This is a genomic window from Vibrio sp. 397 (assembly GCF_033339395.1).
Lineage (GTDB): Bacteria > Pseudomonadota > Gammaproteobacteria > Enterobacterales > Vibrionaceae > Vibrio > Vibrio alginolyticus.
This window is the reverse complement of the sequence record NZ_JAWOUN010000011.1, coordinates 86092-107883: the sequence shown is the minus strand read 5'-3', so window position 1 is coordinate 107883 and position 21792 is coordinate 86092. Positions and strand designations below refer to the sequence as shown.

The 21792-nt window shown below is 43.0% G+C and carries 21 protein-coding genes; 5 read left to right on the top strand and 16 right to left on the bottom strand.

Annotated features, from left to right (window positions below; translation table 11 throughout):
• Window positions 1-23: 23 nt before the first annotated feature.
• The 8 genes from R7P36_RS17800 to R7P36_RS17765 form a co-directional block, all read right to left on the bottom strand.
• Complete coding sequence (locus R7P36_RS17800; protein ID WP_005388052.1) at window positions 24-1145, bottom strand: conjugal transfer protein TraF; 1122 nt, start codon at window positions 1143-1145, stop codon at window positions 24-26.
• A gap of 60 nt (window positions 1146-1205) precedes the next feature.
• Complete coding sequence (locus R7P36_RS17795) at window positions 1206-2087, bottom strand: DUF2861 family protein (RefSeq protein WP_005388048.1); 882 nt, start codon at window positions 2085-2087, stop codon at window positions 1206-1208.
• A gap of 6 nt (window positions 2088-2093) precedes the next feature.
• Entirely contained in the window at window positions 2094-2756 is a 663-nt protein-coding gene (gene vxrB, locus R7P36_RS17790) for a response regulator transcription factor VxrB (RefSeq protein ID WP_005376251.1), read from the bottom strand.
• Entirely contained in the window at window positions 2731-4185 is a 1455-nt protein-coding gene (gene vxrA / locus R7P36_RS17785) for a sensor histidine kinase VxrA (RefSeq protein WP_025767766.1), read from the bottom strand. The genes vxrB and vxrA overlap by 26 nt, the downstream gene beginning before the upstream one ends.
• 155 nt (window positions 4186-4340) lie before the next feature.
• Window positions 4341-5717, bottom strand: a complete 1377-nt coding sequence (gene pntB / locus R7P36_RS17780; protein ID WP_005376248.1) for a Re/Si-specific NAD(P)(+) transhydrogenase subunit beta — start codon at window positions 5715-5717, stop codon at window positions 4341-4343.
• Between the two features lie 8 nt (window positions 5718-5725).
• Complete coding sequence (locus tag R7P36_RS17775; protein WP_149192252.1) at window positions 5726-7282, bottom strand: Re/Si-specific NAD(P)(+) transhydrogenase subunit alpha; 1557 nt, start codon at window positions 7280-7282, stop codon at window positions 5726-5728.
• 434 nt (window positions 7283-7716) lie between these two features.
• Entirely contained in the window at window positions 7717-7998 is a 282-nt protein-coding gene (locus R7P36_RS17770) for an HlyU family transcriptional regulator (RefSeq protein WP_017634616.1), read from the bottom strand.
• A 41-nt stretch (window positions 7999-8039) separates the two neighbouring features.
• Complete coding sequence (locus R7P36_RS17765; RefSeq protein ID WP_005376241.1) at window positions 8040-8408, bottom strand: late competence development ComFB family protein; 369 nt, start codon at window positions 8406-8408, stop codon at window positions 8040-8042.
• A 253-nt stretch (window positions 8409-8661) separates the two neighbouring features.
• Here R7P36_RS17765 and R7P36_RS17760 point away from each other — a divergent pair, with 253 nt between their 5' ends.
• Window positions 8662-9900, top strand: coding sequence for a GGDEF domain-containing protein (locus R7P36_RS17760; protein WP_318122242.1), 1239 nt, complete (start codon window positions 8662-8664; stop codon window positions 9898-9900).
• A gap of 249 nt (window positions 9901-10149) precedes the next feature.
• Here R7P36_RS17760 and R7P36_RS17755 read toward each other — a convergent pair whose 3' ends face one another.
• Window positions 10150-11109 carry a diguanylate cyclase gene (locus tag R7P36_RS17755; RefSeq protein WP_017634619.1) on the bottom strand — a complete coding sequence of 320 codons (960 nt, stop codon included), beginning with the start codon at window positions 11107-11109 and terminating at the stop codon, window positions 10150-10152.
• Between the two features lie 273 nt (window positions 11110-11382).
• Between R7P36_RS17755 and R7P36_RS17750 the strand changes: the two genes are divergently transcribed.
• Window positions 11383-11820, top strand: a complete 438-nt coding sequence (locus tag R7P36_RS17750; protein WP_005376232.1) for a DUF3069 domain-containing protein — start codon at window positions 11383-11385, stop codon at window positions 11818-11820.
• Between the two features lie 76 nt (window positions 11821-11896).
• Here R7P36_RS17750 and modC read toward each other — a convergent pair whose 3' ends face one another.
• The 4 genes from modC to R7P36_RS17730 all read right to left on the bottom strand — a co-directional run bounded on the left by modC (window position 11897) and on the right by R7P36_RS17730 (window position 15993).
• Complete coding sequence (gene modC / locus R7P36_RS17745; protein ID WP_085569024.1) at window positions 11897-13003, bottom strand: molybdenum ABC transporter ATP-binding protein ModC; 1107 nt, start codon at window positions 13001-13003, stop codon at window positions 11897-11899.
• On the bottom strand, window positions 13000-13689 hold the full coding sequence (gene modB / locus R7P36_RS17740) for a molybdate ABC transporter permease subunit (RefSeq protein ID WP_054575444.1): 690 nt from the start codon (window positions 13687-13689) through the stop codon (window positions 13000-13002). The genes modC and modB overlap by 4 nt, the downstream gene beginning before the upstream one ends.
• A 27-nt stretch (window positions 13690-13716) precedes the next feature.
• Window positions 13717-14472 (bottom strand): molybdate ABC transporter substrate-binding protein, encoded by a 756-nt coding sequence (gene modA, locus R7P36_RS17735; protein WP_017634622.1) that lies wholly within the window; start codon window positions 14470-14472, stop codon window positions 13717-13719.
• A gap of 69 nt (window positions 14473-14541) precedes the next feature.
• Window positions 14542-15993, bottom strand: coding sequence for a cobyric acid synthase (locus tag R7P36_RS17730; RefSeq protein ID WP_047101159.1), 1452 nt, complete (start codon window positions 15991-15993; stop codon window positions 14542-14544).
• Between the two features lie 155 nt (window positions 15994-16148).
• Between R7P36_RS17730 and R7P36_RS17725 the strand changes: the two genes are divergently transcribed.
• Entirely contained in the window at window positions 16149-16523 is a 375-nt protein-coding gene (locus R7P36_RS17725; RefSeq protein WP_005376220.1) for a YgiW/YdeI family stress tolerance OB fold protein, read from the top strand.
• A 154-nt stretch (window positions 16524-16677) separates the two neighbouring features.
• A complete protein-coding gene (locus R7P36_RS17720) occupies window positions 16678-17214 on the top strand; it encodes a hypothetical protein (protein WP_017634623.1) in 537 nt (178 codons plus the stop codon).
• 129 nt (window positions 17215-17343) lie between these two features.
• Here R7P36_RS17720 and R7P36_RS17715 read toward each other — a convergent pair whose 3' ends face one another.
• The 3 genes from R7P36_RS17715 to R7P36_RS17705 form a co-directional block, all read right to left on the bottom strand.
• Complete coding sequence (locus R7P36_RS17715; RefSeq protein WP_005388032.1) at window positions 17344-18027, bottom strand: ATP-dependent zinc protease; 684 nt, start codon at window positions 18025-18027, stop codon at window positions 17344-17346.
• An 11-nt stretch (window positions 18028-18038) separates the two neighbouring features.
• Window positions 18039-19226 (bottom strand): aromatic amino acid transaminase, encoded by a 1188-nt coding sequence (locus R7P36_RS17710; RefSeq protein ID WP_047101084.1) that lies wholly within the window; start codon window positions 19224-19226, stop codon window positions 18039-18041.
• A 155-nt stretch (window positions 19227-19381) separates the two neighbouring features.
• On the bottom strand, window positions 19382-20239 hold the full coding sequence (locus tag R7P36_RS17705; protein ID WP_025767758.1) for an AraC family transcriptional regulator: 858 nt from the start codon (window positions 20237-20239) through the stop codon (window positions 19382-19384).
• A gap of 120 nt (window positions 20240-20359) precedes the next feature.
• Here R7P36_RS17705 and R7P36_RS17700 point away from each other — a divergent pair, with 120 nt between their 5' ends.
• Entirely contained in the window at window positions 20360-21745 is a 1386-nt protein-coding gene (locus R7P36_RS17700) for an MATE family efflux transporter (protein ID WP_182016091.1), read from the top strand.
• The last annotated feature ends 47 nt before the right edge of the window (window positions 21746-21792 follow it).

Genomic DNA, 21792 nt, shown 5'->3' with positions numbered 1-21792 from the left:
AGGAGCTGACTATAACGATTCAATTAATAGGTAGCAAGGAAATTAATGGATGCACCCATAGCGTTCTCGTTTGTGTACTGAGCTGCGATATCCAATTCGAACAACTTAAGTGGGGACAACCCGATACCAGCAGTAATGGTTCCTTCGTCATTACTTCGAGCTAAGTTCTTCATATACCCTGCTCGTAATGCCATTTGACGCAAAATATCAAACTCAATACCAGCTCGAATCATTTGCGTATTATCATCAAAGGATGAAAAACGTTTTTCTTCGTTAAGATCGTAGTCAACACTCATCGTAAAGTAATCGGCAACAATCCCTGCCCCAACGGTGTATACAGGACGCATGCTATATTCGTATGATTTTATCGTATCGCTGCCATATTGGAATGATTTTGTTTTAACGTCTCTTCCGATCAAATTTTTCGCTGAAATACCGAGACGATATGGGCCAAAGAACCAAAGTGCGCCTGCGTCTAAGTTAAACATCGTTTCCGCGGTCTCATTTTCACGTAAGTCTTTAGTATCAAAATTCTGAAAACTCGTGGCGTATGAGTATGTGTATATACGCTGAAGTTTAGGAGTAACACCAAAAGAAAGGTGTTGGTTCATGAAATTAGTGTATTTAGCAAGTGAAATACCAGCTTCAGCCACGCCAATAGAAACACCTTGTACATAGCTATCATCTAATGGATTAGTACCTGAGGTATCAACATTTGGTTGTACGAATGATTCAGTGTATAGCTTACCGTATGCAGTTGCAGATAAGAATTTGTTGGGGATACCAATGGCAACGACACCACCAAGATCAAAGTCTGTCTTTTTCCCATCGATAGCATCCATCGATTTTTTGATTTCATCGACGTCTGTCAATTTGCTGATGCGTTCGATCTCATCAACTAGATCATATTGATCATCGTAGCTGCCACCAAAACTTGGCACGATCATGCCTGCATCGTCATTTCGGCGATAAATCGCAGTAAGAGCGGGGTTGAAAAAAGGCGCAGTTAGATAAGTTGCTGATACGGTACCAACGCCACCCATTGCATCACTACGAGCCTCTATCGCATAAGTAGCAGCAGAAGCAGCATTAGCGAAAAGAATAGTAGCAACAGAAGTGGCAAGAATTTTATATTTGTTTTTCATACTACACTTGTGATTTTAGTTCGTCCTGAACCTTTATCGGCACAAGTAGTATTTCTTTAACTATTCTTCCTGGGAAAGATCATAGGTTCGGCTAATAGTTTGAGCCTGCTCAACAATTATATCGCCCTGCCAACGGCGACTATTGATACTTACCGCCAATACGTATCTATCGTTTGGGACACCCGCTAGCTCCAATGAATTTGGATAGTTAGACTCATAAGTCTTTTTCCACATTTGCTCGTACTGGCCATCAATGTAGTCATACAAACCAACTTCAAGTTGCGGTAATGGACAATGGGGATTACGAAGTGCGCTCTTTTCTACTTTCCAATTCTCTTTAGATGTCCAACGAACATATTGAGAAGAGTTTGAATCTCCAAGTATTACCCAAGTTCGATACTCTTGTTTATCAGTAGAAACAACGGTTAAGTGATATAAACCAGCTTCAAGCTTGCCTGTTAAGTTATAGCGTTTCGAGTAACTACGCTCGTTGGCAAGTTCTGTCCCGTTCGGCTGTTGTTCATAGCTGAATGAACTGTCCGCGGATATAGAATCATCCACCCATCGATTAAATGAAATATTTTCGATGTCAGTTGTAGCTCTTAGCTTGATCACCAATCTAAATGTATCTCGCCCAGGGCTTTGAATAGTCTGACGAATAACGTTCACACCACTTATCCAATCAGGCAGCGTTACACCAGTGAGAGCCTTGCCACAGTTTTTGGATAGTGACTGACCAAGAAGATCATTAAGGTGAGGAGTCAAATCTTTACTTGGTTCCGTTTGCCAGAGTTCAACAAGAGAGTTGAACATACCCGCAAGATCATCTTCAAGTAAGTGTTGATGTGCCTGTGTTAAAGGCGTGTTAGTTTGAAACCAGTCCATCGCATGGACTGGTTTCACTAACGCTAATGAGACAACTACAGGGAGTAGTATTTTCATTACGACTTATGCTTTCATCTTGTAGCCAACACCACGAAGTGTTTCAATTTCCAGTCCTGGCAGTTTTTGACGAAGCTGTAGTACATGTGTATCAACCGTACGTGTTGTCGGGAAGTGATTGTAACCCCAAACGTGGTCAAGTAGCTCATCACGAGTAAACACGCGACCTAAGTTTGACGCCAAAAATAGCAGCAAATCAAACTCTGTTCGAGTAAGCGTAATTAGCTCGTCTTTATAAGTCACTTCACGAGTCGAGCGGTCAATCTCTAAGTCTTTTGTAATCACTTTATCAGCGTTGCTTTGTTCTGCTGAATCCGGTGCTCGTAGCTGTGCACGGATTCTCGCAAAAAGCTCCGCCTCAGCAAAAGGCTTTGTTAAGTAGTCGTTCGCGCCGGAATCAAGGCCTGCAACTTTATCTTTTACGGTAACAAGTGCCGTTAACAAGATAACTGGTACGTCTTTAATCTGTTTCCATTCTGGGAGACATTGTACAGAGTCACCATCTGGGAGTTGGCGATCGAGAATTACCAAGTCAGCTTTTTTCCATTGTGGCTCTACGTCTGCAATACGCTCCACATGTAAACACTCATATCCTGCTTGTTCCAGGCTTACTAACAGGCCGTCAGCCAAGTTTTTATCGTCCTCAACGAGAAGCAGTGTCTGTTTCACAAGGTATCTCCAATATAAAAGTTGTAGGTGGTCCCATTAAGGACATTTTTCCGCCCATGCGGCCTACCATAGATTCAACGATTGTTAATCCAAGTCCTAACCCGCTCTTACTTACGAACGGTTTCTTCAAATTTGCCCAATCTTTAGCCGTTAGGCCTCCTGCATCTCGGACTTGGAATACTATTTTTTCTTCACTAGTTGAGACATCCAATTCAACCGGTGCGACACCGTACTTAAGCGCATTACGAAGCAAGTTATCGATACAAGTTCCTAACCAGTACACATTAACTTTAGCAGCCACATCTTCATTGATGTTAAAAAGCACGGCACTATCAAATTCTTCTTCGATCTTAAATTCTAACCAATCTGCAACGGATGGTACCCAGTCTGTTGCAAGCATTTGGTTATCAGATTGCAAATAATCTTTACTCGCTTCTGCCAATTGACGCAGGCGGCGCGTATCTTCACACAATCTGCGGAATTCGTCATACACACTTTCAGGCAAATGCTCGAACTCTCGACGAAAGCCTTCAACCGTTAGTGACAGAGATGCAATCGGTGTTCTGAGCTCATGCGTTAAAATTTGCAACACGAGCATTCTACTACGTAGTTCTTCTCGCTTGCTATTCCAACGGTACACCGCCCAACCAATCACCAAAAGAATATTGGCGATTACCAGTATGATCATACTGATCCGCAAAACTTGCGAGTGATCTTCTACATCCCAACAAATATTGCCTCGTTTAACAAAGCAACTTTTGCTTTGAGAGGCTAGAGCGTATGACAGACCCGCATTCGCTACGTTCTCTTGCCAGATATCTTTCTCGAAAACAAAGTAACGGTCACCACGTCTTAACCAAAGTTCGTTACCTTCAATAAACATGCTCGCGCCTGCAATCAAAGCATTAATGGCGTCGTCATCCATGTTTTTCAAGCTTTCTAGCAACTCATCCCCTTCCTCGTTATCACGCTCTTTTATATGCATGTACTGAGATAGTTTGGGTTTGAGTTCTGGATACTTATCCACATAACGTGCCGCATACGTCCCACCACCAGGGTGAATGAGACCACTACGCGAGAACCAACGAGGTGTCAGCTGCGTCCCTTTACAAATCGCCCTTGTAAATACTAAAGGCTCAGTAATTAAAGGACTTAATGGTAATTTGCCACGACAAGTATTCGCCAAGCTGTAAAGCTGTTGGATATCTTTTAACGGATAGTCAGACGTTTGCGGCAGAAGCGAATCTGGCGCAAGTAACTTGGTAGGATAATTTGATTGCAGAATACGAATATCGTACGACTTAAGAGCTACTTCATAGTTAAATAGCTCTGTAAACGTATCTATTCTTTCTGGTAGTGAATCGGAAAATGCAGGTGCCGAAAAAAGCGGCAATACAGTTGCAAAACCGAGCAAAAACTTTTTAATCAAACTGTTACCGTCACTTGTTACATTAGCCAAAACTATACATCAATCTACAAGCAATTGACATCTGCTAACAGAAGGATTTGCATTACTATAACATTGAAACGGAACAAAAAAGGGCCAGCGATTGCTGACCCTGTATAGTTTTAAATCAAGAATGGTTAAAGTGCTTTAAAAATAGACTCAACACTTTCTTTCGCATCACCAAATAGCATTGATGTATTTTCTTTGAAGAACAGTGGGTTCTGTACTCCTGCGTAACCAGTGTTCATTGAGCGCTTGAATACCACTACGTTTTTCGCGTTCCATACCTCCAATACGGGCATACCAGCGATTGGGCTGTTCGGATCTTCCAGTGCGGCTGGGTTGACCGTATCGTTAGCACCGATAACCAATACGGTATCGGTTTCTGCAAAGTCATCATTGATTTCATCCATTTCAAGAACGATATCATACGGTACTTTTGCTTCAGCGAGTAACACATTCATATGCCCCGGTAGACGACCCGCTACTGGGTGAATCCCAAAGCGAACTTCAATACCTTGTGAACGAAGTACATCAGTAATTTCATGAACAGGGTATTGTGCCTGAGCTACTGCCATGCCATATCCTGGAGTGATGATTACTGATTTTGAGTTCTTCAACATCTCTGCAACTTCTTCAGCCGTTGTTTCACGATATTCGCCCTGCTCTTCGTCACCTGAAATCACTATCTCTTGACCAAAACCACCGGCAATAACACTGATAAACGAACGGTTCATTGCTTTACACATGATGTAAGAAAGAATCGCACCTGATGAACCTACCAAAGCACCTGTTACAATCAATAGATCATTTGCTAGCATGAAACCTGCTGCCGCTGCTGCCCAACCTGAGTATGAGTTCAACATAGAGACAACAACTGGCATATCTGCACCACCGATTGAAGCGACTAAATGGTAGCCGAATGCGAACGCGATCAAAGTCATCACAATAAGAGCGAACATGCTGCCATCTGCTTTTACGAAGTAGATCATAAGAAGCGTAGAAATAACAACCGCTGCGAGGTTCATTTTGTGCTTATGAGGCAGGTTAAGTGGCGACGAAGAAATCACACCACGCAGCTTACCAAATGCGACAATTGAACCGGTGAAAGTTACGGCACCGATGAACACACCCAAGAATACTTCTACAAGGTGGATAACATGCTCAGCATGTGTTGCTGCTTCTGGCGCATCTAGGTAGCTGTTGTAGCCAACTAAAACCGCAGCTAAACCTACAAAGCTGTGTAGAATCGCAACCAGTTCTGGCATCTCGGTCATTTCTACTTTCTTCGCATAGAAAATACCGATCGCACCACCTATCGCCATCGCGATAATGATCCAACCAAAACCTTGCGCATCTGGGCTAAAGATCGTCGCTATCAGCGCGATCGTCATACCAGCGATACCGTAGTAGTTACCATTACGAGCAGACTCTTGCTTTGAAAGCCCCGCCAAACTCATGATGAAAAATAATGCAGCAACAATGTAAGCTGCTTGTACTAATCCTGCAGACATTGTGACTCCTATTTATCTTTGCGGAACATTTCAAGCATACGCTTGGTGACGGTGAAACCACCGAAGATATTGATACTCGCGATCAATACGGCAATAAAAGATAGGAACGAAACGACGCCATTACCTTGTCCAATTTGCAGTAATGCACCAACGACAATAATGCCAGAGATAGCATTCGTTACTGACATTAGTGGAGTATGAAGTGCATGGGTAACATTCCATACTACGTAGTATCCGACAACACACGCTAGAACAAATACAGTAAAGTGAGAAAGAAACGCTGCCGGAGCAACCGATGCAACCCATGCAAAGGCTCCAACAGCCGCTGCCACACCAATAATTTTCTTCGTTGGAGACGTAGGTTCTTCTACTTTAGGCTCTGGCTTCGCAGGCTGTTCTTGTTTCACTTGCGGCTGAGCTGAAACCTGAATTGGTGGCGCTGGCCAAGTAACTTCACCTTCTTTCACCACGGTAACGCCACGGATAACAACATCTTCAAAATCAATATTGATGTTGCCATCTTTCTCTTTACACAGCAGTTTTAGAAGGTTAACAAGGTTTGTCGCGTAAAGCTGAGAAGATTGTGTAGGCAAACGACCAACCATGTCAGTGTAACCAACAATTTTTACCCCGTTATCCGTCATGATAACTTGGTCTTTCACTGTATATTCACAGTTACCGCCATTAGCGGCTGCCAAGTCAACAATTACACTGCCCGCTTTCATGCTGTCGACCATTTCTTTGGTGATCAACTTCGGCGCAGGTTTACCAGGGATGAGCGCGGTCGTAATAATGATATCAACATCTTTAGCTTGCTCTGCGTATAATTCTGCCGCTTTTTTGTTGAAGTCATCAGACATTTCTTTTGCGTAGCCATCCCCAGAGCCTGACTCTTCTTGAAAGTCAACGGTCAGGAACTCAGCGCCCATCGATTCAACTTGCTCTTTTACTTCTGGGCGGACGTCAAACGCACGGACAATGGCACCTAAGCTACCTGCAGCACCGATAGCCGCCAAGCCAGCGACGCCAGCACCCGCAACCAATACTTTCGCTGGAGGTACTTTACCGGCAGCCGTAATTTGACCTGTAAAGAAACGACCAAACTCATGAGCTGCCTCAACCACTGCACGATAACCAGCGATATTAGCCATCGAAGATAGCGCGTCTAAGGCTTGTGCACGTGAGATACGAGGAACGGAATCCATGGCAAGAACGTTAATGTTCTTACTTGAAAGTTGTTCCATCAACTCAGCATTTTGAGCCGGCCAAATAAAGCTAACCAGTGTTGATCCATCTTGCAGTAACGCAATTTCGTCAATGCCTTGCTCATCATCCACAATTGGCGCATTAACTTTTAAAATAAGGCCAGATGCCCAAACTTCTTCACTAGAAACGATTTTCGCACCAGCTGCTTCATAAGCGGCATCATCGAAACTCGCTAGCACCCCCGCTTGGGATTCAATCGCGACATCGAATCCCAATTTTATTAACTGCTCAACCGACTTCGGCGATGCAGCCACTCGCGATTCACCCGCGAGTATCTCTTTAGGTACACCGATTTGCAAAACGCATACTCCTTGTATACATATCAATAAATTAGTCCCAAAACAGAGCGTCGCTCTACTCTAATTCTTTTTTATTTCTATCTGTTTACCACGCAAGACAATTGCAAACGAAAGATGATGTTTGGGGACACCCATTTGCACAATAACACCTTGACTAACAGCCCTGTTATTATTCTGTTTGTATCGAACGCGTCTCATTACTTCAAGTGTTTTGTAATTTAAATACTAAATTTCATTACATATAACGCTAAGTAATGAATGATTGTCGCTCTGTGCTCGAAAAATAACAACGCAACACCGTACTAGACTGAGGTCTAACCAGGTAACGATTAAATACTGACTTAACAGAGATTTAAGCGTTAAAAAGAAAGAACCACTAGCATATACACTAATGGCTCTTTTTAAGATGACTGGAATCAAATTGCAGTAAATTGCTAGTCGAAGATTTTATCGCCCATTTGATCAATAAACATTTGAGATTTCTTCAACATAAGGTCATTGGCATCTTGCTCTGAGCCAAGTAAATCGGAGCGAATAAACCGATGTGTTTTCACTTCATCATTGTCATGCTTTTCTATTCGACCAGCGATGCGATATTGTCCGCCCTCTGAAAGGCTCTCTGGGTAAATAAAGAAACCTTTATACTCAACTGGCTCGATAGTTTTAGCTTCAGCGGTTTTCTCACTACCACCAAACAAACGCGAAAAAAATCCCACGATTCCTCCTTGGGTCAACTCACTAGTCAACTGAGCGACTCTTACTTGATATTAACGTTAAGGATCGGTTTTTCATACCAATCCAACTCTTTGTCATCATCATAACTAGTATGGGAAAAAATTACAGGCACATCATACTCTCGGTTCTTACGCCTGTCTTCTTTCACCATTTCTGCGGCGTTTTTCACCGCTATATCCGCGCTTTGCTTAAACTGGCTTAATTTTTGTTCAGGAAGTGAAGACAAAAAATCAATATCATGACGGATATAGACAGGCTTGAGCTGGATAAGCGCAAGGCAAGCAATATCGGCTAACTGTTCGTTGTCATACTGTTCTAAAAATTCGGGCAAACTGAGAACCTGGCCTACTAATGTTTCCATGTAATTGTGCACATCTGAGCTTATCTGCATCTGTAAATCTCCTTTTTCCTATGAAATGAGTATAGCAACGACTTGTTTATAACAACTTATTGATTGCTCTTAATTTAATCAATCTCTCTCTTTTTGCCGTAATGTCTTCCAAAATACTTGGGAAAAGGAACAAATAGACGTATTCTTGCTAGTTCTCAAAGTTCGAAATTCAATAACGGATAAATATCCATATTGATAAAACGATTTACCTAACCAATTATATAGTCAACTATTTTCAGGCAGTTTGTAATAGATGTCCTCATCGTCAATGACTTCATCAGGCTTCAGATTCTTATTCCCTTTTTTGCTACTGGGCATAGTGAGTTCGGGCATGGACAGCATTATTCAGATGACTCAGGCAAACTGGGGCATTGCCGCAAACTTGCCGTACATACTATTAGGTTGTGCGCTACTCCTTTGTTATTCATTTAAGCAAGGCAGAGAGTCCATGGTGTGCTTGGCAATGTTGCTAGCCTATTTTGTGATACAGCACCGCCTACAAGTCCCGCTTCAAAGTGGTACCGCTTTACTTGAGCTAACCATTTTAACCACGTTACTTCCTGTCTCGTTTCTTACGGTATTTTTGTTTAGTAAAGAAGGTTTTGACTCTAGAGCCATGTTGACTTACATCTTGATGTTAGCAATGTTCGTTCTTTGGTCTTATCTAACGCTAGCATATTACGTTGAAGGAGGGTTTGAACAATGGACAAGCGGTATTTTATTTATTGTACCTACGGTCTCTAAACTGCCTTTAATTCTTGTTTTATATTGCGTGGGTATTGTCTGTTTTCTTGGAATCCTTGTTTTAAAGAAGAATGAAATTATTCATGCGATGACCTACTCTGCCATGGTATTGGCGTCTGCGACGTTCATTTTCTTTGATGTGCAGTACATATCAAGCACCATGTTTACGCTAACAGGGCTGCTTATCATTATTTATGCCGCTTCCGCTAGCCATCAACTGGCTTTCACCGATAGCCTAACGCTGATTCCAAGCAGACGTGCACTTGATCTCGATCTAAAACACATGGGTAAGAAGTTCACGATCGCAATGCTTGATGTTGACCATTTTAAAAAGTTTAACGACACCTACGGTCACGATACTGGTGATGACGTTCTAAAAATGGTCGCTTCGCGCCTCACTAAAACCCCAGGCGGCGCAAAAGTTTATCGATTTGGCGGAGAAGAATTTACCATCGTTTTTAAAGGCAAATACGCTGACGAATGTAAGAACTTTTTGGAAGAATCTCGCAAATCGATTGCAGAATACGAGATGATATTACGCGATGAAGAATCTCGCCCTGAGAACCATAAACAAGGACAAAAACGTCGTGGTAGCAACAGTTCGAAAAGAAAGTCGGTTTTTGTTACCGCAAGTTTCGGAGTTGCTGATAGCCGGAATGGGCAAGCTCCTCTGGACGTTATTAAATCAGCGGACGAAGCACTTTACAAAGCGAAAAAGGCCGGACGTAACTGCATAAAGCTTCGTTAGACCCTCACCAATCGTGAAAGTTAACAAGCTTGTCTGGGTTTAAAACAAAACCGAACTTCCCCATCAGCATAATAACTGCACTCATCGTTGCCACTATCCCGATGTTATCTATCTAATCAAAGGTATAAGGTATACGCCCGATTGCGACATTCCGTTCGCACTGTTTGCCTATCTTACTTTGAGTTAACTTTAAAAGAATTACCAAAACGTGACAACGCAACAAAAAAGTGGCATTCATAAGACTTTGTTTTAAAAAGAATTAACTACAGTATGTGTGTTTCTTCCCAAAGATTTTGATGTATATAGTGCTTTATCAACGGTTGCATACAAGTCTGATTGCACTTCTTTCCCTGTTGGTTGAAAAACAAAAACGCCCTGTGACACTGTCACTCTATTTGACACACTAGAATACTCATGTGGGTAATCGAGAAAATACATAGCCTCTTGTATACGCTCGGCTTCTCTTTCTGCTGTTTGAGTGTCGGTACACCCTAGCAACACAACAAACTCTTCTCCACCATATCGACCTACATATTCCCCAGAGCGACAAAACGTCGCCTTTAGTTGATTCGCAATCGCTTGCAAGCAACGGTCGCCTTCAATATGACCGTAATTATCATTAAACGGTTTAAAAAAATCGACGTCCAATAGAATCAAAGCCATTGGCATATTGTGACGGCCATGCCATGCAACCATCGATTCCAACTTATGGTCGATATAACGGCGGTTATAGAGTTTGGTTAGGCCATCTTCATTCGCTTGCTGAGTCAAAAGTTGATTAACTTGCTCCAATTGAGCTGTCGCTTGCTTAAGCTCTCGTCTCATATGAGCAATACGCTGCATTGCGATAAGTTTAGAGTTCAGTACCAGTTTATCTACCGGCTTAATTAAATAGTCATCACCGCCCGCGTCTATGGCTTTAGCAATCATTTCTGGCTCTTCGTGACTACTCAAGAAAATAATAGGGATCCAATCCGGAAACGTTTCTCTTATATGAAGAGAGACTTCAAAACCGTTCATATCTGGCATTGATATATCGAGTAACACCAGTTCCGGATCAAAACTCTCGTAGGTATTTAACGCCTCTAGTCCACTACCTACGGCTTTTACAATATGTCCAAGTTGCTTTAGACGAATAGCCAACTGCATCCTGTCTAGCTGAACATCGTCAACCAGAAGGATTCGCATCGATGTCCCTGTCGGTTGCATAACGCGTTCCATTTTTAATTATGTCTTTATTAAACATATACCATACTCATAGAGTTGTTGCATTCGACTCATAATTAAGTGCTATATTTTTGTTTGAATATCACGGAATCCATTGCATAAAGCAGTTAGACTGGACGTTACCCTATCTAATCATGGCCTGTGAGCAGAAGTTCAACAAACTCATTCACTTTGGTCATCTTGTGGATTAATGGGTATAGCTATTTGATGCATTTGGTATTAATATTCCCGCCTTTTTGTAATGAGAGACACACCATGTCAGAAGCAACTAACAGCGAAAGCAAAAAAATCGATCTAGCCAGCATTTCTCCAGAGCTACGTAAAGTTATCGAATTTGACGAAGTTCCAGAGCAAATGTTCGAAATGGTTACCTCTATCCATGAAGTGTCTGAAGAAGCGGTACGTGAATCATGGGACGAAATGCCAGCAAGTGCACAGAACATTCTAGACAACTTTGAACAGTTTCATGCTCTAGTTTCTGTAGGCCAAGCATTCGCTGGTATTAATGTGATGGAAGAGTTTCCGACTCTTAATCTGCCAGAAAACATGACAGATGAAGATAAAGAAGAATACCGTGCTCAACTACTTGATAATGTGCTTCACAACTGTGTGAAAGACATGGTTAAGCAACTTAAGAAAGCACGTCGTGACCCACTTCTTAAGCGTGAATTCAAAGAAGTATTCGCGAAGTAATTCCGACATTCTTCTAGTAACAAAGGCCGCACTTTGCGGCCTTTTTTGATCATGAAGCGTAAATCAGTCTAAACGGTTAATGAGGCGCTAGTGCCATATCTTTTTGTGTCACACTGACACCTTTAATTTGTGCAAAAACACGGCTACCAACTTTTAGGTTGAGATCATCAAGGGCCCACGGTGTGATCGTTGCCCACAAATAACATTTCTCGTCTAGCTTGAGTGATACATTAATACTCTGCTTGTCATCGGCTGCGTTAAACGCCTCGATGGAATCGACAATAGCAGGCAAAATATTTCGAATCGACGTCGCCTTGGGTTGCTCGAGCGTGATAGAAACGTCGTTGGCACGCACTTGCAAGCGTATTGGCGTGTCTGGTGTTCCGTCGATCTTTTGCACCCACAGGAATACATTAGGTGCAAGGCTGATACAAGTCAGTGCATAACGTGCATGATGTTCAGCAATCCGGCCTTCAAATAAGCTGCTTTGATCTGAGAAAGATTGCCATGGACGCATAGCATGAGAAGCCCACACTTCCTCAAGCTTACCTGAACTCGAAATTTTACCTTGGTCAATAATTGCAAGGTGCTGAGCAAGCCTTAAAATTTCCTGGAGACTGTGTGTGACATAGATAATAGGGATATTTACCTTCTCCGACAACTCCTCAAGAAAAGGCATTACCTCACGCTTTCTTGGCATATCGAGTGAGGCAAGTGGCTCATCCATCAAAAGCAAATTGGGTTTAGATAGCAATGCGCGCGCAATCGCAACACGTTGCTTTTCACCACCAGAAAGTGATACCGGAAAGCGCTTTAGTAACGGTTTGATAGACAAGAGTTCGGTGACTGCATCAAAATACTCGTCATCTTTTTCTTTAACGCCATATAACAAATTGCCTTGAACCGAATAGTGAGGAAACAGACGTGAATCCTGAAACACATAACCAATACCACGCTTGTGCGTTGGTAGGTTGATTCCCTGTTCACTGTCAAACAAAACATGCTCACCAACCGCAACATACCCTTGCCTTGGAGTGACCAATCCGCTGATGATGTTAATCAACGTCGTTTTACCTGCACCAGATCGTCCAAACAAGGCACTAATTCCATTACAGGGTAACTTAAGTTTGATGTCGAAGTCAGTCTCACCAAGCATTTGTTTAAATTGGACTTTAATCGTCATTGCTTCGCACCCAATCTGCTTGCCGCTTTACGATTTAGCCATTCAGAGATCATTAATGTAGACAAGGCTAACGCGATAGAAATGATACACAGACGAGCCGCCTGCATTTCTGCACCTGGCGTTTCAATAAAGTTGTACATTGCCAGCGGAATCGTTTGGGTCTCACCCGGAATGTTAGAGACGAAACTGATCGTCGCCCCGAATTCGCCAAGACTACGAGCAAATGACAGCATCGTGCCCGTAATAATTCCGGGAATGGTCAGTGGTAACGTGATGGTGAGAAACACTTTTAAAGGAGAAGCGCCTAACGTAGAGGCTGCGTGCTCCAATTTAGGGTCGACGCTATCTAAGCTTAAGCGTACTGAACGAACCATCAAAGGCAAAGCCACGACAATACAAGCGACTACTGCCCCTTTCCAATTAAAGCTAAATACTACCCCTAAGTTTTCATAGAGCCACTTTCCAAGGACCCCTTGTCGTCCTAAAGAAATCAACAATAAATAGCCGATTACCACTGGCGGCAATACCAGTGGTAAATGAATTAAGCTATCGAGAATCGATTTACCAAAGAACGTTTTTCGAGAAAGTAGCCAAGCAAGAAAAACGCCGAGAGGAATCAGCCAAAGTACTGCGTACGCGCCTACTTTGAGGCTTAACATTAAGGCTTGGTATTCCAGTTCTGTCACGCTTCGTTCCTATAATTGAAGGCCGGTTTATTGCTGAAAGCCATATTGAGCAAAAACGCGTGCGGCTTCGTCCGATTTTAGGTATTGGAAGAACTGCTCCGACTCAGTAGAATCATTCACAATTGCAGCCGGGTACACAATAGCCGCATGCGTATCACTCGCAAATTCGCCGACAATTTTGACTTTATCAGTTAACTGAGCATCGGTTTTGTAGACCACACCTAAAGGCGCTTCTCCACGTTCAACCAACGCCAAAGCTAAGCGCACATTCTTTGCTGGTGCGACGTGAGTTTGAACCGCTTTCCATACACCCAGTGTAGTCAATGACTCTTTCGCGTACATACCAGCAGGTACTGACGTCGGATTGCCTAAAGCAAGACGATTTCCATGCAATGCCTTCTCCCATGCCTTTGCATCAGAAAAGTTAAATGAGGTTAATTCTGAAGACTGGGGAGCAATCAACACTAAGCTATTGCGCACTAGATTTGTGACATTGTCACGAAAAATGACGTCTTTATCGACCAAATAATCCATCCATTTCGTGTTCGCAGAAATGAATACATCCGCTGGTGCGCCATTGATAATTTGTCGAGCGATAGAAGAAGAACCACCATAAACGGGAGTGATAGAAACGTCATACTTTTCTTCAAAGTTTTGCGCGATCTCGTTAATCGCATTCGTCATAGAAGAGGCTGCATACACTTTTAGGTTCGTTGCTGCGTTTGCTGAAAATGAAATGCTTAATACTGCCGCAAGGCAAGCATGCTGTTTCCATGCTTTCATAGAGATACTCCAATACAAGGCAAGCGAAAGAACAGGTTATTTGAATATAAAGTTCAATCAGTTAATGTGCTATTTAAACAAAAAATCAAGGCGCATATGTTGTTCTATCGCATCTGCGATGCGATTAATGCCTTGCTCCTTTAACTCTTCAAAGTCTTGTTGTTTGATTTGGGTGCCGTTTACCCATTCTGATACCAGGCTTAAGACATCTGCCTCGTCAAAGAACCCGTGAAGGTAGGTTCCCATGATTTGGCCACACTCGCTGATCGCCCCCTCCGCTTCACCGGAACTGAATGTAAGAGGTTGCAGGCCCCGTACTTCACTTCGCCCTACGTGGATTTCATAACCCTTTACATTGGCTGTTTTGCCGTTAAGAGAAAGCTGTGCTTGTGTGTTTGTAAGCTGTTTGCTGTTAGTTAGCGTCGTAGTGATATCAAGCAACCCAAGTCCTTCGCTTTGACCTGGTTGGCCTTCGACGCCGTTTGGATCATCAATCAAGTTTCCAAGCATCTGGTAGCCGCCACAGATACCAATCACTTTTCCACCAAGACGAATATGACGCAAGATATCGTTATCCCACCCTTGGCTTCTTAGATACTCCAGATCGTCTCTCACTGATTTGGTCCCAGGCAAAATAACCAGGTCGGCTTTATCTATTTTTTCGCCTTTACCTACATAACGTAGATTGATGTCTGGATTCAATCGCAGCACATCAAAATCAGTATGATTACTAATCCGGGTTAAAACAGGCACAACAACATTCAGTTTTACCTCAGAGTGCAACTCTTGCTGCGCAGTGATCGCGTCTTCTGCTTCTAAATTCAAACCATGGAGAAAAGGAAGTACACCAAGTACAGGTTTACCTGTTTTTTCTTCTAGCCAATCGAGGCCCGATTGCAATAAACGAATATCACCTCGAAAACGGTTGATAACAAATCCTTTTACTCGCGCTTGTTCAGATTCAGAAAGTAGCGCAAGTGTTCCGTACAAATGTGCAAACACTCCACCACGATCAATATCAGCAACAATGATCACTGGTACATCAGCGGCCTCAGCAAAACCCATGTTTGCAATATCGCCTTCTCGTAAATTGATTTCAGCAGGACTCCCCGCGCCCTCGATAATGATCGAATCAAATTCTTGAGTCAGACGAGAGAAGGAATCTAACACCGTGTCCATCGCCACTTTCTTGTAATCATGAAAGCCAGCCGCATCCATATTGGAAATCGCCTTACCCTGCAAAATGATCTGAGCACCTGTATCACTGTTAGGTTTAATTAAAACCGGATTCATATGTACAGTTGGCTCAATATTACACGCCTGTGCCTGAACGGCCTGTGCTCGACCTATTTCACCGCCATCTTTGGTTACCGCACTATTTAGTGCCATGTTTTGTGGCTTAAATGGGGCAACATTTATCCCTTTTCGTGCTAATACACGGCATAAACCTGCCACAAGGACACTTTTTCCGGCATCCGAAGTGGTGCCTTGAACCATTAAAGATGGGATCGCTGATTTCATGAATGTTTGTAAGGAATAGAGGAAGATGAACAATCATAACGTCATCGTCCCCACTTACTCAAGCAAATGAATAGAATATGAATGTTGAAATCATCATTGGTTCAAACAAGCCCTGTTTTAATGACCCCATCAAAACAAACCGATGAGGATGTAACATGAAAAAGAATACAATTATCGCAACAATCGCCGCCTTAGCTATTGCTCCTTCTATCGCGTTCGCGAAAGATAACGCTCAAAACCAATCAAACTTGCAGTTTAACGGTCCTGTCACTGTGGAAAAATTGGATGCCTTGCTAAACGACTCCAATATGTTTACTGAAAAAGATGTGGTCGTTGAAGGTAACTTATTGCGTCAAGTTCGCGCGGATAAGTTTGTCTTTAGCGATGGTTCCGGTGAAGTGATGGTCGAACTCGATGACGATATTCAGCTAAATACTCCGATTGATCACACGACTAAAGTCCGTCTGTTTGGCGAATTTGAAGGCGGGAACAAACCAGAGATTGAAGTCGAACAACTCGTGGTCATGTAAAACAAACCCCGATTGCTGTGCATATCAACATGATGTAGTGACGATTACAGCTAAATAGTGACGGCAAGCACTTAAAATGATAGCTTTATCAATCTTGGTCTGCTTTTTGCAGACCATTTTTTTGTTCATTTTAATCATCTTGCCCGGAGACACCATGCTAGGTAAAGCTCTAAAGGTTGCAGCCTTTGGTTTGTGTGCTATTTTGCCACTTTCCGCACACGCAAATAATTTCAACTACAACACGATGGAATTTCGCATGGGCACTAGCCCTGGTACATTTGGTGGCGAGTTCAATACCTACTTTACAGAGAATACCCATTTCATTGCTCGCGCAGACAGTGAATTCAGCGGAGACTGGGACATTGCTGGTGGTATAGGCTTTAATGGGCCAGCAGGCCAATTTGCAGATATTTATGGCCAAATGTTGGTACACAACATTAAAGAGAACGGCAGTGATAAAGTGGGCGACGAGTGGCGCACGGAAGTGAATATTGGCACTCGTATTTGGTTTATGCAAAATGTTGAGCTACATGGCCGTATCGGCCAAATCATAGATAATGACGATTCGAACACCATTTACAATCTGGGCGCACGATTCCACTCAACTCAGCAACTATCGCTTGGTGCAGATTTCAAAAATAATGGTGTCTATGGCCAGCAAATTGTAATGTCTGCTCGTTTTGCATTTTAGTGGACATGACTATGACTACCAGGGCATCACAAGCAAGCATATGATTCAATAAAAATGGCCTCCAATTTTGGAGGCCATTTTTTGTTAATCACGAATCATTAGCTTGTAGCAGAAACTAGCTGTAATACATCAGTTTTTAGCGGTTTTTTTAGGTTTATCTTGCACATATTTTTTCGATACATCTACAACGGCGATATCTCTAAAAAAGCTTCGACCAAGCAAAATTGGAAACGTCATATGTCCGCGATCCGCTAACGTAAACTCTGTCTTTTCTTTGTGATCCCCAACGGTAATGTAGGCTTTTACCACCGCTCGTTTATCCACCTCTTCTGACGAAGACTGCTTAACTTTAGCCCAGCGCTCAACGGGTACTTTAAATTCTTTGGTGTCTTTGTCACCTAAATCTATCTTAAATTTAACCCAGTCTTTACCATCACGCTCAAACGGAACAATGTCAGTCGCACTAATTGATGATGTTGTCGCACCTGTATCGACTCTAGCCTTGAAAGTCTGGTCAATTTCAGGAACATAAACCCATTCTTCAGAACCAAGAATTAACATGCCATCGGGTGTTTTTGTGACCTTGACTGGCTTCTTAGGCTTTGGTTCCGGTTTTTTCTCAGGTTTCGCTTCTGGTTTGGGCTCCACCTCTGGCTTTGGATCTACATCAGGTTTCACTTCTGGCTCGACTTTAACGGGCTCTTCGACCTTTGGCGACTCTGGCTCAACAGGTTCCTGCGTCGTTTGAGTTGACGTACAAGCAATTAAACTGCCGCTCATCATAAGCGGCAGAATCAGTTTCCAGTTTTTCATCCACACTCCAATTAAGCTTGAGATACTTTCTTAATTGCGTCCGCTACGTATGGAATATGAGTTTCGGTAAGTCCGGCAATGTTAATTCGACCATCGCCAACACCATAAATGCCATAATCTTCACGCAGTTGCGCCATTTGGTTTCCACTAAAGCCTAGCACAGTAAACATGCCTTTGTGACCCTCAATGAAATCAAATTGATCTGTATTATGGTTGTTTCTCAACTCGTTACACAAACTTTGACGAAGGCTAACCAAACGATGTTGCATTTCACTCAATTCTTGCTTCCAAACGGAAGTGAGATTGTCATCTTGCAGAATGGTCTTAACTAAAGCTGCACCATGGTCGGGTGGCATCGTGTAAGTCGAGCGAGCTAGAGTGAGGAGTTTACCTTTTGCATTGGTTACATCATGCATGTTCTTACCAACCACAATCGCTGCACCAGTTCGTTCACGGTACAGACCAAAGTTCTTCGAACATGAAGTAGTAATCAACATCTCTTCAACGTTATCTGCCATAAAACGAAGGCCTTTTGCGTCTTCTTCTAGGCCATCACCGAAGCCTTGGTAAGCAATGTCCACAAATGGGATGAAACCGTTCTTCTGCGACAATTCTGTAATGGCTTGCCAAGCAGAGAAGTCAATATCCGCACCAGTTGGGTTGTGGCAACAACCATGAAGAAGTACCACATCTGAAGGCCCAGCTTTCGCAAGATCATCCATCATTTTTTCGGTGTCTACTTGTTTCGTTTCCGAAGAGAAATAGTGGTAGAACTTAACTTTAAGGCCTGCTGCTTCCATCACTGGCTTGTGGTTTACGTAGCTTGGGTTGGAAATCCAAACCGTCGTATCTGGCTGTGCGATCTTCATTAGATCACCGAGCATACGCAGCGCACCACTTGCACCTGGCGTTTGAATAGCTGCAACACGATCCATTGCAGACGTTCCCGTCAGTAGCAAATCGATCATGCTTTTATTAAATTCTTCGCAACCTGCAAGACCAACATAAGACTTGGTTTTTTGAGTTTCAACAACGACATCCTGCGCCATTTGAATGGCTTTCATAATCGGCGTTTCGCCTGCGCTGTTTTTGTATACGCCAATGCCAAGGTCAACCTTGTTTGGACGTTCATCGTTACGGTATGCAACGGATAGAGATAAAATAGGATCTAATACGGGAGTTGGGAGATTAGAAAACATGAAAGTCATAACCCTTTGAAATTCAAGTACCGAACCTCACGTTAACACCATCGCAAAAAATGACGAAATGATTTTTCACTTATTTCATCAATTAGAGAACAAAATTCTGGATTGCGGTGAGTTTTGTGCGCTCTATCGTTCAGAAAAAGAACGATTCACTCCTCGTTGTACCAATCCACTCTACCGTTTTTTCTAAACTCTCTTGGTGTCATGGTCGACCACGCTTTAAAACGTGTACTAAAGTTAGCGCTGGTCGGATATCCGACTATTTCTCCAATATGCTGAATTGGCCATTCTGTTGAACGAAGTAACCTAGCAGCATATTCCATGCGCATACGCGTTAAATGTGCCATTGGGCTTCGACCAAACTGCTTTTGAGTCAGTCGATGCAAATGAGGCTCCGAACATGGATATAGAGCCGCCACCTGCTCAACGCTCCAATCCTTATGGAGCTGACGTTGGACAAGGTCAAATACACGCCGAAGCCTCAATTGGCTGCGTGATATCGACTCTGAGGGCGGCATGTTTAACATCAGCTCTAACTGAGCCACACTATGCTCACCTACCGCACCACCATAATCGATTGGAAGGTTAATGCTGCGTAGTAACGTTTGGATACATGCATACATCACTTCAGGTGTAGATGAAAGCTGGTAGCGAACATCGCATTCTAATATCGGCCACTCTCTATCAGGAGCAAGAAAAAGCCACGCGATCTGCCAAGGTTCTTCTTCTATACCAAAACCGTTTTCAACACCTGCGGGTACTGTAATCAACGAGCCCGGTTCCAAATCGTATCGATAAGTCCCACTCTCTAGCCACCCTTTACCACGCACCGTATAGAGCAGCATGTGTTTCTTTTGGTTTTTACGATAAACAGAGAAGAAGTCACGACAAGTGGCAATGCCGCACTGCACAATGCCTCTCTCCTCAAGTGCTAATACTCGACTGTGATCAATAAACTCTTGATAAGTTTTTTCTGAAATCGCGTAGCGTTCTTGTTTATCTTCCATGATTTATTGGCTCACATGTGCGTTAGTAGAGAGTTTTAAAAAGGTTTTGGATTCCTTTGAAAAATACACCGCCAAATCATGAGGATAAACTACTCGCATTAATCTTTAAGGAGAAATGCGATGCTCTTAACACGCGAATACATCGATAAAGCATTTTGGCAAAAGCTGATTACGATTGGCCTACCTGTTTCACTTCAGTCCATGCTTTTTGCTTTGCTCGGCGTCGTGGATATTTTCATGGTAAGCCTACTCGGTGAATCTGCAACGGCAGCAGTTGGGGTTGGAAATCGTATATTTTTCTTCAACCTAGCGGTTGTCTTTGGCCTGTGCGGTGCAGTTACCATACTTGCTTCTCAATACTACGGCTCAGGAAACCTAGCCGGAATTCGCAGAACGTTGGCGCAATCTTGGTTTATTTCCATTTTGGTGACGCTGCCGTTTATCGTTCTTTATGCGATTTTTGATGAAGAGATCGTCTCTTTTATGTCAGACGATCCTGAATACGTCACTTATGCACGTGATTATCTTGTGGTTACGGGCTTTAGCCTCATTGCTACGGCGATAGTAGTACCGATTGAAGCGGTATTGCGCTCCGTGGGCCAAACCAAACTGGCAACCAACGTTAGTATCTCCGCCATTGTCGTTAACGTCGCGCTTAATTATGTTTTGATTTTTGGTTTATTTGGTTTCCCTCAATGGGGCGTATTTGGTGCAGCCGTAGGTAGTTTTGTTTCTCGATTTTTCCAAACCGCCGTCTTGATTTATTTTTTCTACAAACGATATGCTTACCTAATTCCGACTAAGTTCGATTGGGTACAAGGCCGCTTAAAACAGTATCGAAAAAAGTACTTTAAGGTTTCTTTACCCATGTTGGTCCACGATGCGCTTTGGACTGGTGGATTGATCGTTTACAGCATCATCTATGGTCAATTGGGCGTTTCAGAACTGGCGATCATCTCATTCTTATCACCGATTGAAGGGGTACTGATTTCAACCTTTATGGGATTTGCGGTCGCTGCATCCGTTCTTCTTGGGAATGATATTGGTGCAAAACATTATGACCGAGTCGAGAAAACGGCGTGGTGGTATGTGTTAACCAGCGCAATCTTAGCCACCTTGCTGTTTTTCCTAGTGTGGTTGAGCTCGCCCATGATTCATCACCTATTGGTACTGAGCCCGTTAACCGATGCAGACATGGCACTTAACGTATGTTTAGTCATGGCGCTAGGTATGATTTTGAGGGTGTTTAACATGGTTGGGATTGGCGGCGTACTAAAGAGTGGCGCTGATATTCGCTATAGCATTTTCATCGACACGTTCGGTCAGTGGGCTATTGGCATCCCCCTTACTTATTACACAGGCATGGTGTTAGGGCTGCCTTTGCATTTTGTCTTGATGTCTCTGCTCGCGGAAGAGTTAGTGAAAGGCGTACTGACGACTTACCGTATTCAATCTAAACGTTGGATAAATAATATGGTTGAAGATGACCAATCGGTGACGGCGTAACCAAAAAGACATTAACGAACTCACACCAAAAGGGCTCACCCGTTATG

Excerpts from the sequence above, each read along its gene's own strand:
- R7P36_RS17800 (WP_005388052.1), bottom strand. The coding sequence starts at position 1,145 with ATGAAAAACAAATATAAAATTCTTGCCACTTCTGTTGCTACTATTCTT.
- R7P36_RS17795 (WP_005388048.1), bottom strand. The coding sequence starts at position 2,087 with ATGAAAATACTACTCCCTGTAGTTGTCTCATTAGCGTTAGTGAAACCA.
- pntB (WP_005376248.1), bottom strand. The coding sequence starts at position 5,717 with ATGTCTGCAGGATTAGTACAAGCAGCTTACATTGTTGCTGCATTATTT.
- R7P36_RS17765 (WP_005376241.1), bottom strand. The coding sequence starts at position 8,408 with ATGCAGATAAGCTCAGATGTGCACAATTACATGGAAACATTAGTAGGC.
- R7P36_RS17760 (WP_318122242.1), top strand. The coding sequence starts at position 8,662 with ATGTCCTCATCGTCAATGACTTCATCAGGCTTCAGATTCTTATTCCCT.
- R7P36_RS17755 (WP_017634619.1), bottom strand. The coding sequence starts at position 11,109 with ATGCAACCGACAGGGACATCGATGCGAATCCTTCTGGTTGACGATGTT.
- R7P36_RS17750 (WP_005376232.1), top strand. The coding sequence starts at position 11,383 with ATGTCAGAAGCAACTAACAGCGAAAGCAAAAAAATCGATCTAGCCAGC.
- modC (WP_085569024.1), bottom strand. The coding sequence starts at position 13,003 with ATGACGATTAAAGTCCAATTTAAACAAATGCTTGGTGAGACTGACTTC.
- modA (WP_017634622.1), bottom strand. The coding sequence starts at position 14,472 with ATGAAAGCATGGAAACAGCATGCTTGCCTTGCGGCAGTATTAAGCATT.
- R7P36_RS17730 (WP_047101159.1), bottom strand. The coding sequence starts at position 15,993 with ATGAAATCAGCGATCCCATCTTTAATGGTTCAAGGCACCACTTCGGAT.
- R7P36_RS17725 (WP_005376220.1), top strand. The coding sequence starts at position 16,149 with ATGAAAAAGAATACAATTATCGCAACAATCGCCGCCTTAGCTATTGCT.
- R7P36_RS17720 (WP_017634623.1), top strand. The coding sequence starts at position 16,678 with ATGCTAGGTAAAGCTCTAAAGGTTGCAGCCTTTGGTTTGTGTGCTATT.
- R7P36_RS17715 (WP_005388032.1), bottom strand. The coding sequence starts at position 18,027 with ATGAAAAACTGGAAACTGATTCTGCCGCTTATGATGAGCGGCAGTTTA.
- R7P36_RS17710 (WP_047101084.1), bottom strand. The coding sequence starts at position 19,226 with ATGTTTTCTAATCTCCCAACTCCCGTATTAGATCCTATTTTATCTCTA.
- R7P36_RS17705 (WP_025767758.1), bottom strand. The coding sequence starts at position 20,239 with ATGGAAGATAAACAAGAACGCTACGCGATTTCAGAAAAAACTTATCAA.
- R7P36_RS17700 (WP_182016091.1), top strand. The coding sequence starts at position 20,360 with ATGCTCTTAACACGCGAATACATCGATAAAGCATTTTGGCAAAAGCTG.